This window comes from Lentzea flava (assembly GCF_014648475.1).
Lineage (GTDB): Bacteria > Actinomycetota > Actinomycetes > Mycobacteriales > Pseudonocardiaceae > Lentzea > Lentzea flava.
The window spans coordinates 1-12,607 of record NZ_BMRE01000045.1 but is presented as its reverse complement, the minus strand read 5'-3'; the positions used below and the strand labels follow the sequence as shown (position 1 = coordinate 12,607).

The window sequence follows — 12,607 nt, the reverse complement described above, 5'->3', positions numbered from 1 at the left end:
GTCCGCGACCCCTTGAACGGTTCGTAGCCCTACGAACCGTTCAAGGGAGCCTCCCGTGAGCTTGCTGTTCTCCCCGCTGACCCTGCGCTCGGTCACCCTGCCCAACCGCATCGCGGTGAGCCCGATGTGCCAGTACTCGGCGACCGACGGCGTCCCGAACGACTGGCACCTCGTCCACCTCGGCAGCCGCGCGGTCGGCGGTGCCGGGCTGGTGATCGCCGAGGCCACGGCCGTCGAGCCGCGGGGCCGGATCTCGCCGGAGGACGTCGGCATCTGGAACGACGAGCAGGTGCGGGCGTGGCAGCGGATCACGGCGTTCATCAAGGACCAGGGCTCGGTCCCCGGCATCCAGCTCGCGCACGCCGGGCGCAAGGCGGTCGGCGACTGGGTTCCGGTCGCGCCGACCACCGAGCCGTTCCCCGGCCTGAACACGCCGGAGAAGATCACCAACCACACGGAGATCGTCAAGGCGTTCGTCGAAGGCGCGCTGCGAGCGCTCGAAGCCGGCTTCGAGGTGATCGAGATCCACGCGGCCCACGGGTACCTGCTCCACGAGTACTACTCGCCGCTCACGAACGAGGGCAGCATCGAGGAACGCATCGCCGTACCCGTCGAGGTCACCGCCGCGGTGAGGGCAGCGGTCGGCTCGGACGTGCCGGTGATCGTGCGGATCTCCGGCACCGACTGGGTCGAGGACGGCTGGACCGCCGACGACAGCGTTGTGCTGGCACAGGCGCTCAAGGCCGCGGGTGCGGACCTGATCGACGTGTCCAGCGGTGGCAACACCGCGCAGGCGGACATCCCGGTCGGGCCCGGCTACCAGGTGCCGCTCGCCGAGGCGGTGCGACGCAAGGCAGACGTGCCCACGGGTGCGGTCGGCCTGATCACCGAGGCGAAGCAGGCCGAACAGGTGTTGAACGACGGTGCCGCCGACCTGGTGCTGCTCGCGCGCGAGTTGCTCCGCGACCCGTACTGGCCGCTGCACGCGGCAGCGCAGCTGGGTGTGGAGGTCAAGGCACCGAGGCAGTACGCCAGGGCGTTCTGAGAGCGCCTTCAGAGTTCAAGGGCTGGGCACCGGTGATCCGGTTGCCCAACCCTTGAACCCTTCAGGCTGAATTCAGCGACGGTAGTCGTCGTAGTCGTCGTACGGGTCGTCGTGGCGCTCGTCGGCACCACCACTCCCGTTCGACGACGGTTCGCCAGACAGCTCGCGCTGCAGAGCAGCGAAGTCGGTCTCATGGGAGCTGTACTTGAGCTCCCTGGCGACCTTCGTCTGCTTGGCCTTCGCTCGGCCGCGCCCCATGGCTCGACCCCCTCGCACAGGGACGGGGGCGGCCGGGGGAACGGCGGCCCCACTCGTCTCGACAACTAGTTCCTGGTAACTACCGTACCGTGCCGATGGGGTTCCTCGCGACGCGGTAGGCGTGACACGTACCGCCAAATCTCGCGGCCGCCCTCGCGTGGAAGGATGCACAGGTGCCCAGACCGTTCGTCGCCTACCTACGGGTGTACGAACCGTTATCGGAGTTGGACGCACCGCTAGCGGAGAAGGTCCGAAACGTCCTGGAAACCGGCCCGATACCCCGTGCGGAGGTAGGCGACCGGGAACGGGAACTGTGGTTGCGATCACAGTTGGCGAAGAAGCTCCTCCCGGGCGAGTCGTTCGACGTGATGACGATCAGTCCCGCCGAGGTGCCGACGTCGGACACCGCGCGTGTCGGCCCAGGACCCCTCGTCTGTCCGCTGGACCTCAGGGCGCGGTCCGCGGCGGCTCTCGTGGGCTTCCTGGCCTCCTCGCCGCCGATCCTGCAGGACGCGGCGCTCGACGTGGCGCCGGAGACCGTCCGGTCCCGTGCCTCGGCCGTGATGGCGGAGCTCGCGGCAGGGGCGGTGCACGTGATCTCCACGACCTGGACGGTGCCGCTGCCGTGGTTCGCCCTCGTCGACCCCGCTCAGCGCCGCGTGGTGCTGGCGAGCGCCCAGGACGACCCCGAACGGCAGGTGTCGTGGCGGGTCGCGATGGCGGACGCCCGCCGGCGCGTCGCACGGGCGCTGAAGGTCGTGAAGGGCTCGCTGGGCGACGAGGGGCCGGCCAAGGTCCTCGCCGACACCGGGCGCTGGCTGGAGCACTTCCACCCGCTCTCGGCCGTCGAGCTCGACTACGGCGGCCTGGTCCAGCTGCTGAACGACAAGGACCTGCTGGAGGACACCTCGGCGGCCGACGTCAACGCCATCGTCGACGCGCTCGAAACGGGCGACGCCGAGGAGGTGGCGTTGCGCTACGAGACGCTGCGCGAGTTCTGGGGCGAGCTGGCCCGCAGGGAACGCCACGGCTGAAGCAGCACCCGTGCCACCACCGCCGCTCCCGCGCCCAGCAGCATCGCCGCCGGCCACGACACGTGTGCCGCCACCAGCCCCGCGACCGGGGGCGTCACGGAGGCGGAGAGGTAGTTCGCCGAGTTCTGCATCGCCAGCGCGGTGGCACTGCGACCGGGCGGCGCGAGTTCCATCGCCTCGGTGACCGCCAGCCCGTTCCAGCACACCGCGAGCGCGGTGGTGGGGACCAGCACGGCCACGAGCCACCACACGGGCGCCTGGTCGAGCAGCGCGGTCAGGATCATGCCGCCGGCGATCGTCACGGCGAGGATCTTCAGCGGACCGATCCGGTTCCGCACCACGTCCGACCACACGCCCACGCCCAGCCGGCCGAACCCACCGACGACCTGCGCGACCGCGAACAGCACCGCCGCCGTGCCGACCGCCATGCCCCGGTGCTCGTGCAGCAACGCCACCAGCAGCGTGGTCGCGGTGAACTGCGGCACCACCAGCAGCCCGCTGGCCAGGCCCAGTCGCAACAGACGAGGGTCCTTGAGGATCAGGCCGTGGTCCGCCGACGCGCGTACGGCACCAGGCGGCTCATGCACCCACACGGCGACCGCCAGAGCGATGAGACCGGACGCTGCGGCCAGCGCCACGAACGCCCCCGGCACCCCGGCCGCCGCGGCGATGACGGGCAGTGCGACGGCTGCCGCCGCGGCACCGAGAGGCGTCGAGGTCTGCCGGACGCCGATCGCGAAGCCGCGCTCCTCGGCACCGAACCACGACATGACGGCCCGCCCGCTCGCGGCGTTGACGCTGGCCCCGAAGAGCCCTGCCCCGAGGAGGCAGACGCCGGCGATCCAGGCGTTGCCGAGGGCCGCGGCCGCCAGGCACACCGCAGCGCCGAACCCGCCGATCGCCATGGCGAGCCGTTCGCCGCGCTTGTCCGCGAAGAAGCCCCACGGCACGAGCGCGATCATCGTGCCGAGGTTGACGGCACCGAGAAGCAGCCCCACCTGGGGCAACGTCAGGCCGAAGTGATCTCGCAGCTGAGGTGTGACCGCGGGGAGGCCGAGGAACACCGCAGCGTTCGTGCCCTGCGCCAAAGCTCCGATGCACAACACGACCCAGCGGTACCCCATGGGGCCACGCTAGGTCGGGCGCTCACAAAGTGGAACGGTTTTCCTACGTCTTGGGACGGTGGTGTCCGCGCTCCGCCGCCAGCAGCTCGTCCACCGACGCGCTCCCGCGCTGGTAGCGCGACGCGATCTCGGCGTTGAGCTTGTCCACGACCTCCTGCACCTCGCGCCGCCGCACCGACACCGAGGCCTCTTCCGAGATGAACGTCTCGAGCACCTCGCCGAGGCGGGTGTCGGACAACGAGCTCACGTCGGAGAGGTCGACGTCGGAGATGAGCGCCTCGACGTGCCGTTGATGCGCATCGGCACGTGACGGCTCATGGGTCTGGTACCGGCCGAGGCCGGTCGCCGGACCAACGGCGTTCGTGGACAGGATGGTGGCCAGCTGCTCGACCACCGCCGAGCCACCGGAACTGCGGCGCTCCTGTTCCGCGCGCACGATGTCGATCCGCGCGTGCAACAGCCGTCGCAGGTAGGACAGGTCGGTCTCTTCCTGCGCTGCCTCGTCGCGGAGTTCGCGCACCTCGACGAGCGGGCGCTGCTCGACGCCCTCCGTGTAGTCGGGGGCGAGCACCCGGTCGATTCGGCGGCGCCCGCCAGGACGCACCTCGATCACGTGTCCATCCTGCGGTAGATCCTCCTCACCCGCCAACACATCCCGTGCACCAAACTTGTCTCAAATGTGCACGCCGAGGAGCTTGCGGGCCTCGTCCGGTGTCAGGGCAGGCCGTTGCGCGATCTTCGCCAGTCCCGCGGCACGGGCCACGAGCTGTGCGTTGTCCCGCACCGGCACGCCTCGTGAATAGCTGATCGTGTCTTCCATACCCACTCGGAGGTGGCCACCCGCACCCAGTGCGGTGAACATCACCGGAATGGTGGTGCGGCCGATTCCCGTGGCGGAAAACGTTGCCCCATCTGGCAGAGCGTTGACTGCGGCGACCAGCGTGGCCGCGTCACCGGGCATGCCGCCGGGCACGCCCATCACGAAGTCCACGTGCACGTGACCGCCCGCGGGCAGGCCGTGCTGGTCCAGCAGACGCTTCAACGACGCGAGCTGACCGATGTCGAAGATCTCGTACTCCGGCACGATGCCGCGTTCCTGCATGCCCTTGTGCAGCGCGACGATGAACTCCCAGCGGTTCATGAAGACGTCGTCGCCGAAGTTGACGGTGCCCATCGTGCAGGACGCCGAGTCCGGCATCGCCTCCAGCACGCGCAGCCGGTCCGACTCCGGGTCGTGCACCGACCCGCCGGTCGACAGCTGGACGACCAGGTTGGTCTCCGAACGCAGAGCCTCGACGGTGGCTTTGAGAAGACCCAGGTCCAGCGACGGCTTGGTGTCCGCGCCGCGGATGTGGACGTGGATCATCGCCGCGCCGACCTGCTCGCAGCTCTGCGCCGTAGCGACCAGCTCTTCCAGGGTCACTGGAAGCTGCGGGACGTCGGCTTTCGCGTGTTCCGCTCCGGTGGGAGCGACGGTGATGAGCGTGCCCAAGGACATGGGCGCGACTGTAGCGGCTCGGTGGCCTCAGCCCCGCAGGTTGCGAACGGCTTCCCGGCCCAGACCGGGCGTGTCCGGGGGCACCGAGTCGGGGTCGATCCGTGCCTGGACCTCCCGCTCGGGGGCACCGGCGACCAGGTCCGACTCAATCGGAACAGATCGCTTGACCAGCGCCAACGCGATGGGTCCCAGCTCGTGGTGCAGGGCGACGCTGCCCACCCGGCCGACCACTCGGCCGTCCAGCGTGACCGGGTCGCCGGTCTCCGGCTGCGCGTCGGCAGAACCATCCAGGTGGAGTAGGAGCATCCGGCGCGGCGGGCGTCCCACGTTGTGGACCTTGGCGACCGTCTCCTGGCCGCGGTAGCACCCCTTGTTCAGGTGCACGGCCGAGTCGATCAGGCTGACCTCGTGCGGGATCGTGCGCTCGTCGGTGTCGACGCCCTGGCGCGGCCGCAACGACTCGACCCGCAGCGCCTCGAACGCCCAGCTGCCCGCCGGCCGCGCGCCCGCGTCCGTGATCTTCTGCCACCACTGCGTCAGCTCACCGCGCGGCACCAGCAGGTCGACGGCGTCCTGACCAGGCCACGACATGCGGCGCACGAAGCCCTCGCCGAGCGCGTCCACACCGGACGGCACCGGGAGGCCGAGCTTCTCCAGGATCGCGGGCGTGTCCGGTCCGACGATCGACAGCAGCGCGAACTCGGCCGTCGCGTCCCGCGGTTCGACCTTCGACCAGAAGACCATCTTCTTCAGGTACGCCAGCAGGTCGTCGACCTTCTCGACGTCGAGGAACACCGTGCCGCCGACGTTCGCGACGACCATGTGGTGCTCGAGCCTGCCCTGCGCGTCGAGGATCAGCGCCTCGGTCGCGGCACCCTCGCCCAGCTGCTCGAAGTGCTGGCTCGTCAGCTGGTGCAGCCACTTGAGCCGGTCCTCGCCCGTGACCGCGATCACACCGCGGTTCGACCGGTCCACCACGACCACCGAACGAGCGGCGGACCGCTGCTCGGCGAACGGGTCGCCGTAGTGCCAGGCAACACCTGCGTCGGTGGAATCGTCGGGCGGCGGGACGGCTCCGGGGAGGATCACTCGGTCTCCTGCTCCTGCTTCAAACAGTCTCGGCACGTGCCGGACAGCGCGAGATGGCTTGCATCCAGTTCGAACCCGTCGCGCTCGCGCAATGTTCCGACCAACGGGTCGAGCAGCTCACACGGGATCTCGTCGATGCGGCCGCAGACGTGGCACACCAGGTGCACGTGCTGGTGCTCGTCGACCGAGTAGCTCGGCGCGCCGTGGCCCAGGTGCGTGTGCCGCACCAGCCCGAGCCGGTCGAGCAGGTCGAGCGTGCGGTAGATCGTGGTGATGTTGACCGTCGGCGCGGTCTCCTGGACGCGCTGGCAGATCTGCTCGGGCGTCGCGTGCCCCAGCGACCTGACCGCGTCCAGCACGAGCTGGCGCTGCGGTGTCATCCGCATGCCGCGTTCGTGCAGCGTTTTGCGCAGGCCTCTTGCGGTCTCCACAACGCCATGTTAGTTGCTGCCAGTAGGCTCCGTGCCATGCGCGTGCTGGCACTGCTCGACGGAACCCTCGCTGACCCCGACTCGCCGCAGATCCGCGTCGACGACCTCGGACTCATGCGCGGCGACGGCGTGTTCGAAACGATCCTCGTGGTCAACGGGAAGCCCCGTGAACTCACGCCGCACCTGGACCGGCTGGACCGGTCCGCCGCGATGCTCGACATGCAGCCCCCTCCGCGCGCGGAGTTCGAGCGCGCGGTCGAGCTCGTCATCGGCAACTGGGCAGGCGGCGAGGAGTTCGCGCTCAAGCTCGTCTACACCCGCGGTGTCGAGGGCGGCGACGGCACGCCCACCGGTTTCGCGCTCGGCATGGAGATCGGCGCGAAGGTGCTCAAGCAGCGCGCAGAGGGCCTCTCCGCGGTGACGCTGGACCGCGGCATCGACGCCGACCTGGCCGAGCGCGCCCCGTGGCTGCTGCTGGGCGCCAAGTCGCTGTCGTACGCGATCAACATGGCCGCGATCCGCGAGGCCGAGCGCCGCGGTGCCGCCGAGGTCATCTTCACGACGTCGGACGGTTCGGTGCTCGAGGGCCCGACCTCGACCGTGATCCTGGTGCGGGGAAAGACGCTCGTCACGCCGCCGTCGAAGCTCGGCATCCTGCCCGGCACCACGCAGTACGCGTTGTTCCGCGCCGCCGAGCGCGCCGGCTGGACCGTGCTCGTGGAGCCGATCCAGACCAGCGAGCTCTACGACGCCGAGGGCGTGTTCCTCGCGTCCAGCGTCCGCAAGATCACGCGGGTGAACGTGCTGGACGGCAAGCAGCTGCCCGACTCGTCGGCCCTGCTCACCGAGCTGCAGGGCCTGTACGAGTCCGAGTACTAGCGGAAGTTCGTGTCGACCGCGGTCAGCAACGGACCGCGGTCACCCGACATCTCCCAGATCATCGCGCCCAGCAGCCCCTTCGACTTGATCCACTCCGCCTTGCGCTGGATCGACCACGCGTCGTCGAAGGTCCACCACTGGTTGCCGTTGTAGCAGTACGTCGCCACGGCCTGCTCGTCGTGGTGGACGGTGCAGTTCGGCACACTCGCCACGAGGTTCGCGTACCCGCGCGTGCCCGCTTCCTCGGCGAACTGGCCCGGTGCGGCGCCACCCGCTGCCTGCCATTCACCGTTCTTGCCGCCGGCCGTGACGTTCTGCCAGCCGCGGCCGTAGAACGCGAGCCCGACGGTGATCTTGCGCGGCGGCACACCGGCGTCGAGGTACTCGTTCACCGCGTTCTCGACGCTGAAGTGGAACGAGTACGGGTCGTCGGTGTCGGCGTGCAGGTTGCCCTGGTGACCCGTCCTGTTGGGCTCCCAGGAGTTGTCGCTGCCCGCGCCGTGGAAGTCGTAGCCCTGGACGTTGAAGATGTCCATCGACTGCGCGACCCGCCCGAGCTCCCAGCCCGCCGCGATCTTGGCCGGGTCGGCCGGGGTGAACGCGGTGAGCTGGTAGCGCTTGCCGGTCGTGGCGCCCAGCGCGTCGAGCTGACGGCGGAACTCCTCGATCAGCAGCGAGTTGTTCACCTTGTCCTGTGGGCCGAAGTGGTTGCCCGCGTGTCCCTCGGCGCCCGGCCACTCCCAGTCGAGGTCGATGCCGTCGAAGATCCCCGCCGCGCTGCCGGGCCCGCCGGCGCCGTTGTACACGGGCAGGTTGCCCTTGAGGTAGATGTCCAGGCAGGACGACACGAACTTCTTGCGCGCCGCGTCGGTGGCCGCCACGTCGGAGAAGTACTTCGAGTACGTCCAGCCGCCGAGCGAGATCAGGATCTTGAGGTGCGGGAACTTCACCTTGAGCTTCTTGAGCTGGTTGTAGTTGCCGCGCAACGGTTCCCAGCCCGTGTCGGCGACACCGTCGACGGACTGCGCCGCGCTCATCGGCCTGCTGTAGTCGGCCTCCGCGTCACCCGCGCCGTCGCCCTGGTTCGGGTCCTGCGGGTTCGGCGTGGTGCCCTTCGTGACGCCGTGCAGGCACGTCAGGTTGACCGGGTCGATGTTGCCGAACGCGTAGTTGACGTGGGTCAGCTTCGCGGCGTCCATGTCCTTCACGAAGTACTGGCGTCCGTAGATGCCCCATTGCACGAAGTACCCGACACGGGCGTACCCGCTGACGATGTCGTTCGTGCGTTCGGTCAGCGCGTTGCTCGGCGAGGACAGGTTGTCGTAGATGTCCCTCGCCCTGACCGTGAACGTGTAGCTCGTCGACGGTGCGAGGCCGGAAACCGTTGCCGTGGTGCCGGAAACGGTCGTCTTCACGGTCGTGCCCACGTAGACGTCGTAGTTCGCGACACCCCGGTTGTCCGTGGATGCGTTCCACGCCAACGAGATGCTGCCCGCGTCCTTCGCCGTGGCGCGCAGGTTGCCCGGTGCGGTCGGGGGCGTGGTGTCGTCGGCCGGGTTGTTGGTCGTGACGCTCAGGGCGCTGCTCGATGCGCTCAGCGTTCCCTTGGTGTCCTTGGCCCGCACCGTGAACGAGTAGGCGGTGTTCGGGTTCAGGCCGGTGACGATCGCGGACGTCGTGGTGCTGCTCGCCGCCAACGCTGACCCGTTGTAGACCTCGTAGCCGGCGATCGGCAGCGAGCCCGCGGTGGAGGCGTTCCACTGCAACGTCACCGTGCGCGTGGTCTTCGTCGGCGAGGCCAGACCCGTTGGCGCGCTTGGTGGAGTGTCGGCGCTGCCGTCGCAGTTCGCGTTGTTGACGCGGCAGGTCACCGGGTCGACGTTCGCGCTGATCGAGAACGTCGGGCTGTACGGCTCGGTGCTGCCACCCGCCGCTACCGTCTTGTTGTAGTACGCGGGGGTCAGCGTGACCTGGTTGCCGCTCTGGGAGATCGTGCCGTTCTGGCCGTTGCCGACGGTCACACCGCTCGGCAGGGTGAAGACGATCGACCAGTCGCTGACGGCGGCGGTGGTGTGGTTGCGCACGATGAACTTGGCCGTGCCGCCGGAGACCGAGTAGTCGGCGGTGAGGCCGGTCGGTGCCGGCGCGGGATCACCGCTGCCGTCGCAGGCCATGTTGTTGATCGTGCAGGCGGTGGGGTCGGCAGCCGCGCTCAACGTGAACGTCGGGCTGTAGGGCTCGGTGGTGCGCCCGGCAGGGATGTTGTTGATGTAGAAGGCGGGAGTGAGCGTCACTCTGGTGCCGCTCTGGGTCGTCGTCGCGTTCTGGACGTTGCTCACCGTGACACCGGCGGGCAGGTCGAACTTGATCGACCACCCGTTGAGCGCGGTCGTGCTCGCGTTGGCGACCACGAACTTGCCGCTCGTACCGGTGCGGGAGAAGGTCGCGGTGATGCCCGTGGCGGCCTGTGCGGGCACGGCCAGGGCCAGTACGGCGACCAGAACTGCCAGCAGTGCAGGGATTCGGCGCATGCGGAACTCCAGGTCGGTAGAGGTCCGCGGCGGCCTGACGGTTACGGTATTTGGTCTGGACCACTACCGTCAACGGCGGGGTCCTCAGTCGATCGGGCGGAACCTGACCGTCGTCCCCGGCCGCGCCTGGCCGAGAAACCGCAGGTGATCACGGTCGACGACACCGATGACCGGGTAACCACCGGTGGTCGGGTGGTCGTTCAGGAAGACCACGGGGTGCCCGTCCGGCGGCACCTGGACCGCGCCGGTGATCATGCCCTCGCTGGGAATCTCGCCGTCACGACGATTCAGCTTCGTGCCCTGCAGGCGCACGCCGACCCGGTTGCTGCGGTCGGACACCGTCCAGACCCCTTGCCGCAGCTGGGTTTCCGCGTCGTCGAACCAGTCGTCCCTCGGGCCGAGCCGGATGGGGACGTCGAGCTCACGCGGTGCCCGCAGTGGTGGCACGACGTCCGCGCCGTTCGCGGGAGCCGGCGCTCCGAGTTCGAGAACGTCGTTGTCCCGCAACGGTTCTGGACCGATCCCGGAGAGCAGGTCGGTCGACCGGCTGCCGAGTGCGGGTGGCGTGTCGATGCCGCCGGAGACGGCCAGGTAGGTGCGCAGGCCGGTGTCCGGGGTGCCGATCTCCAGCGTGGAGCCCTTCGGGAGGTGCAAGGGTTGGTGCGAGTCGGCGAGCCTGCCGTCGATCCGGACCTCCACGGCCGGTCCGGTCACCGCGACCGTGCAGGACGCGTCGGCCGTGATGTGCGCACCGCCCAGCAGGAGTTCGAGGCCCGCGGCGGTTTCCGGGTTGCCGACGAGGCGGTTGGCGAGCGTGATGGAGTCCGGGTCGACCGCGCCGGACGGCGGCACGCCGAGGTGGGCGTGGCCGGGGCGGCCCAGGTCCTGGATCAGCGCCTGCGGGCCGGTGCGGACGATCGTGATGGTGCGCTTCATGCGACCACGAACCTGACGCTGTCGCCGGGGGCCAGCAGTGCCGGGGTCTCGGCTGCCGGGTCGAAGAGGGTGATCTCGGTGCGGCCGATCAGCCGCCAGCCGCCGGGCGTGGATCTGGGGTAGGCGGCGGTGAACTCGCCCGCGATGCCAACGCTGCCCGCCGGCACCTTCGTGCGCGGGGAGTCGAGCCTGGGCTGCTGAAGAACCTCCGGCAGACCGGTCAGGTAGCCGAAGCCGGGAGCGAAGCCGCAGAAGGCGACCTCGTAGGTGGCTCCGGTGTGCAGCCGGACGACCTCGTCGGGGGTGACGTTCGCCGTCTCGGCGACGAGGGTCAGGTCGGGGCCGTCGTAGATGACGGGGATGGTGACCTCGCGGGATCTCGTCTCCGGCGCGTGCGTCAGGTCGACCGTGGCGAGCACCTCCTTGACCTGCGGGAGGGCGCCTTTGACCAGCACGGTTCTGGCGGCGGGGACGAGCTCCTCGACGCCGTCGAGGTCGTGCAGCGCGGCGCGCACGGCTGCGACCTCGGTCAGCGAGTCGACCTCGACGAGGAGCGCATCGGTTCCGCAGCGCCGCAGCAGCATGGACACATGCTACGGGGAATCGTGGGATTGTTGAACAATCCCACGACCCCGAATTGCGTGTCTTCTAGCCGACGACGCGCTTGAGGTGCGCCGACGCGTGCGGCTGCATCTTCTGACCGACCATCGCCCGCTCCTCGACGTACGCGAGGTCGCCGTTGTTGACGATGCCGTACAGGCGCTGCGAGGCCGTGACCTCCTTGGCGCTCGCGGTGCGGATCACGGCGTCCGTCTCGAACTCCCACGACGTCTGGGTGCGCGGCTTGCCGTAGTACAGCTCGATGATGCCCGTGTTGTGGGTGAGCAGCAGCTCGATCGTGTCATCGGCCTGGGGACGCCAGAAACCCTGCTCGCGGGCCGCGGGGCGGATGACCTCGCCGGCCTCGTTGAGCAGCCAGCTGCGCGCCTCGTAGATGAGGAACGGGCGGCCGTCGTGGGCGAACGTGATCTGCTGGCCGAAGCGGAACGGGCCGTCGATCGTCGGGTAGACGACCTCTCCCTCGCCGCGCCACACGCCCACCAGGGGGAGGACGCTCAGCAGGGCGTCGTTCAGGTTGGCGCCCTCTCGCAGGTTCGCGGTGTCGCCGGGGATCGGCATGTCCGTGAACTGGGGGAGGTTGCGGGCTCTGGTGGCCGCGGCTCGCTCTTCTGCCAGGCGGATGGCCTCGTCGCCGCTGCCTGGGATTGGGGTGCCCTGCGTCATCGCTGATCGGAGTACAGGCGGTAGACGACGTAGCCCGCGAACCACATGACTGCGATCGTCACTAGTACCAGGAGTCCCGTGAAGATGTGTTCCACCGGGAGAGGATATCTCGGGCTGTTTGACGTGCAGGGTTGTGGTGGTGGAGGACACCGTGGGCCTGCGCGTGGGTTTTGTGGGTCGTCCCCCGGTTGCGTCGGCGGGTTCCTGTTGGGTGTCCGTAGGTGGTTGCGGTGCGTGCGTGTGTTCCGGCTGCTTTCTGGGGCTCCGCCCCAGACCCCGCCAATCTGATCAAAGACCCACCAGCGCCTTCAGCGGGTTGATGGCACGCCGGTTGCTTTGGGCGGCCGCCGGTTGCGTAGGTGGTTGCGTTCCGGGTGGGGCGTGTCCCGTCACAAGTCGTACCGGAGCGAGCCACACCCAGGGAGGGGTGTCAAGCGGGCGAAAAGCGTGCCTCTTCAGTCTCAGCTGAGTTGACACAGTTCGTGTCGCGGAGCAAGT

At 69.2% G+C, this 12,607-nt stretch carries 13 protein-coding genes; 3 read left to right on the top strand and 10 right to left on the bottom strand.

What is annotated here, in order from left to right; all coding sequences use genetic code 11:
- The first annotated feature begins 55 nt into the window (after positions 1–55).
- The gene (locus tag IEZ09_RS35070; RefSeq protein WP_189258118.1) at positions 56–1,045 is read left to right on the top strand and encodes an NADH:flavin oxidoreductase/NADH oxidase; all 990 of its coding nucleotides are present in this window, start codon (positions 56–58) and stop codon (positions 1,043–1,045) included.
- Positions 1,046–1,117: 72 nt separating this feature from the next.
- Here the strand turns inward: IEZ09_RS35070 and IEZ09_RS35065 are convergent, their stop codons facing one another.
- Positions 1,118–1,303, bottom strand: coding sequence for a DUF3073 domain-containing protein (locus tag IEZ09_RS35065; RefSeq protein ID WP_189258117.1), 186 nt, complete (start codon positions 1,301–1,303; stop codon positions 1,118–1,120).
- 173 nt (positions 1,304–1,476) lie between these two features.
- Here IEZ09_RS35065 and IEZ09_RS35060 point away from each other — a divergent pair, with 173 nt between their 5' ends.
- Positions 1,477–2,337, top strand: coding sequence for a DUF8083 family protein (locus IEZ09_RS35060; protein WP_189258116.1), 861 nt, complete (start codon positions 1,477–1,479; stop codon positions 2,335–2,337).
- Here IEZ09_RS35060 and IEZ09_RS35055 read toward each other — a convergent pair.
- From IEZ09_RS35055 to IEZ09_RS35035, 5 genes are read right to left on the bottom strand one after another with little or no spacing between them, the layout of a single operon-like run.
- Entirely contained in the window at positions 2,280–3,461 is a 1,182-nt protein-coding gene (locus IEZ09_RS35055) for an MFS transporter (protein ID WP_189258115.1), read from the bottom strand. The genes IEZ09_RS35060 and IEZ09_RS35055 overlap by 58 nt on opposite strands.
- Before the next feature lie 43 nt (positions 3,462–3,504).
- On the bottom strand, positions 3,505–4,074 hold the full coding sequence (locus IEZ09_RS35050) for an RsiG family protein (protein ID WP_189258114.1): 570 nt from the start codon (positions 4,072–4,074) through the stop codon (positions 3,505–3,507).
- Positions 4,075–4,134: 60 nt separating this feature from the next.
- Complete coding sequence (locus IEZ09_RS35045) at positions 4,135–4,959, bottom strand: beta-keto acid cleavage family enzyme (RefSeq protein ID WP_189258113.1); 825 nt, start codon at positions 4,957–4,959, stop codon at positions 4,135–4,137.
- 27 nt (positions 4,960–4,986) lie between these two features.
- Entirely contained in the window at positions 4,987–6,048 is a 1,062-nt protein-coding gene (gene ygfZ, locus IEZ09_RS35040) for a CAF17-like 4Fe-4S cluster assembly/insertion protein YgfZ (RefSeq protein ID WP_189258112.1), read from the bottom strand.
- Positions 6,045–6,434, bottom strand: a complete 390-nt coding sequence (locus tag IEZ09_RS35035; RefSeq protein ID WP_189258180.1) for a Fur family transcriptional regulator — start codon at positions 6,432–6,434, stop codon at positions 6,045–6,047. Before IEZ09_RS35035 ends, ygfZ begins: the two co-directional genes overlap by 4 nt.
- A gap of 81 nt (positions 6,435–6,515) precedes the next feature.
- Here IEZ09_RS35035 and IEZ09_RS35030 point away from each other — a divergent pair, with 81 nt between their 5' ends.
- On the top strand, positions 6,516–7,358 hold the full coding sequence (locus tag IEZ09_RS35030) for an aminodeoxychorismate lyase (protein WP_189258111.1): 843 nt from the start codon (positions 6,516–6,518) through the stop codon (positions 7,356–7,358).
- On the opposite strand, the gene IEZ09_RS35025 is transcribed toward IEZ09_RS35030, so the two are convergent.
- The 4 genes from IEZ09_RS35025 to IEZ09_RS35010 form a co-directional block, all read right to left on the bottom strand.
- Positions 7,355–9,889 (bottom strand): glycosyl hydrolase family 18 protein, encoded by a 2,535-nt coding sequence (locus IEZ09_RS35025; RefSeq protein ID WP_189258110.1) that lies wholly within the window; start codon positions 9,887–9,889, stop codon positions 7,355–7,357. The two genes, IEZ09_RS35030 and IEZ09_RS35025, sit on opposite strands and share 4 nt — an antisense overlap.
- 84 nt (positions 9,890–9,973) lie before the next feature.
- Positions 9,974–10,825, bottom strand: a complete 852-nt coding sequence (locus tag IEZ09_RS35020) for a 5-oxoprolinase subunit C family protein (RefSeq protein ID WP_189258109.1) — start codon at positions 10,823–10,825, stop codon at positions 9,974–9,976.
- Positions 10,822–11,409, bottom strand: a complete 588-nt coding sequence (gene pxpB / locus IEZ09_RS35015) for a 5-oxoprolinase subunit PxpB (RefSeq protein WP_189258108.1) — start codon at positions 11,407–11,409, stop codon at positions 10,822–10,824. The genes IEZ09_RS35020 and pxpB overlap by 4 nt, the downstream gene beginning before the upstream one ends.
- A gap of 64 nt (positions 11,410–11,473) precedes the next feature.
- Entirely contained in the window at positions 11,474–12,109 is a 636-nt protein-coding gene (locus IEZ09_RS35010; protein ID WP_301326216.1) for a heme-binding beta-barrel domain-containing protein, read from the bottom strand.
- Positions 12,110–12,607: the final 498 nt, after the last annotated feature.

Excerpts from the sequence above, each read along its gene's own strand:
- IEZ09_RS35065 (WP_189258117.1), bottom strand. The coding sequence starts at position 1,303 with ATGGGGCGCGGCCGAGCGAAGGCCAAGCAGACGAAGGTCGCCAGGGAG.
- IEZ09_RS35055 (WP_189258115.1), bottom strand. The coding sequence starts at position 3,461 with ATGGGGTACCGCTGGGTCGTGTTGTGCATCGGAGCTTTGGCGCAGGGC.
- IEZ09_RS35045 (WP_189258113.1), bottom strand. The coding sequence starts at position 4,959 with ATGTCCTTGGGCACGCTCATCACCGTCGCTCCCACCGGAGCGGAACAC.
- IEZ09_RS35035 (WP_189258180.1), bottom strand. The coding sequence starts at position 6,434 with ATGCGGATGACACCGCAGCGCCAGCTCGTGCTGGACGCGGTCAGGTCG.
- IEZ09_RS35030 (WP_189258111.1), top strand. The coding sequence starts at position 6,516 with ATGCGCGTGCTGGCACTGCTCGACGGAACCCTCGCTGACCCCGACTCG.
- IEZ09_RS35025 (WP_189258110.1), bottom strand. The coding sequence starts at position 9,889 with ATGCGCCGAATCCCTGCACTGCTGGCAGTTCTGGTCGCCGTACTGGCC.
- IEZ09_RS35020 (WP_189258109.1), bottom strand. The coding sequence starts at position 10,825 with ATGAAGCGCACCATCACGATCGTCCGCACCGGCCCGCAGGCGCTGATC.
- pxpB (WP_189258108.1), bottom strand. The coding sequence starts at position 11,409 with ATGCTGCTGCGGCGCTGCGGAACCGATGCGCTCCTCGTCGAGGTCGAC.
- IEZ09_RS35010 (WP_301326216.1), bottom strand. The coding sequence starts at position 12,109 with ATGACGCAGGGCACCCCAATCCCAGGCAGCGGCGACGAGGCCATCCGC.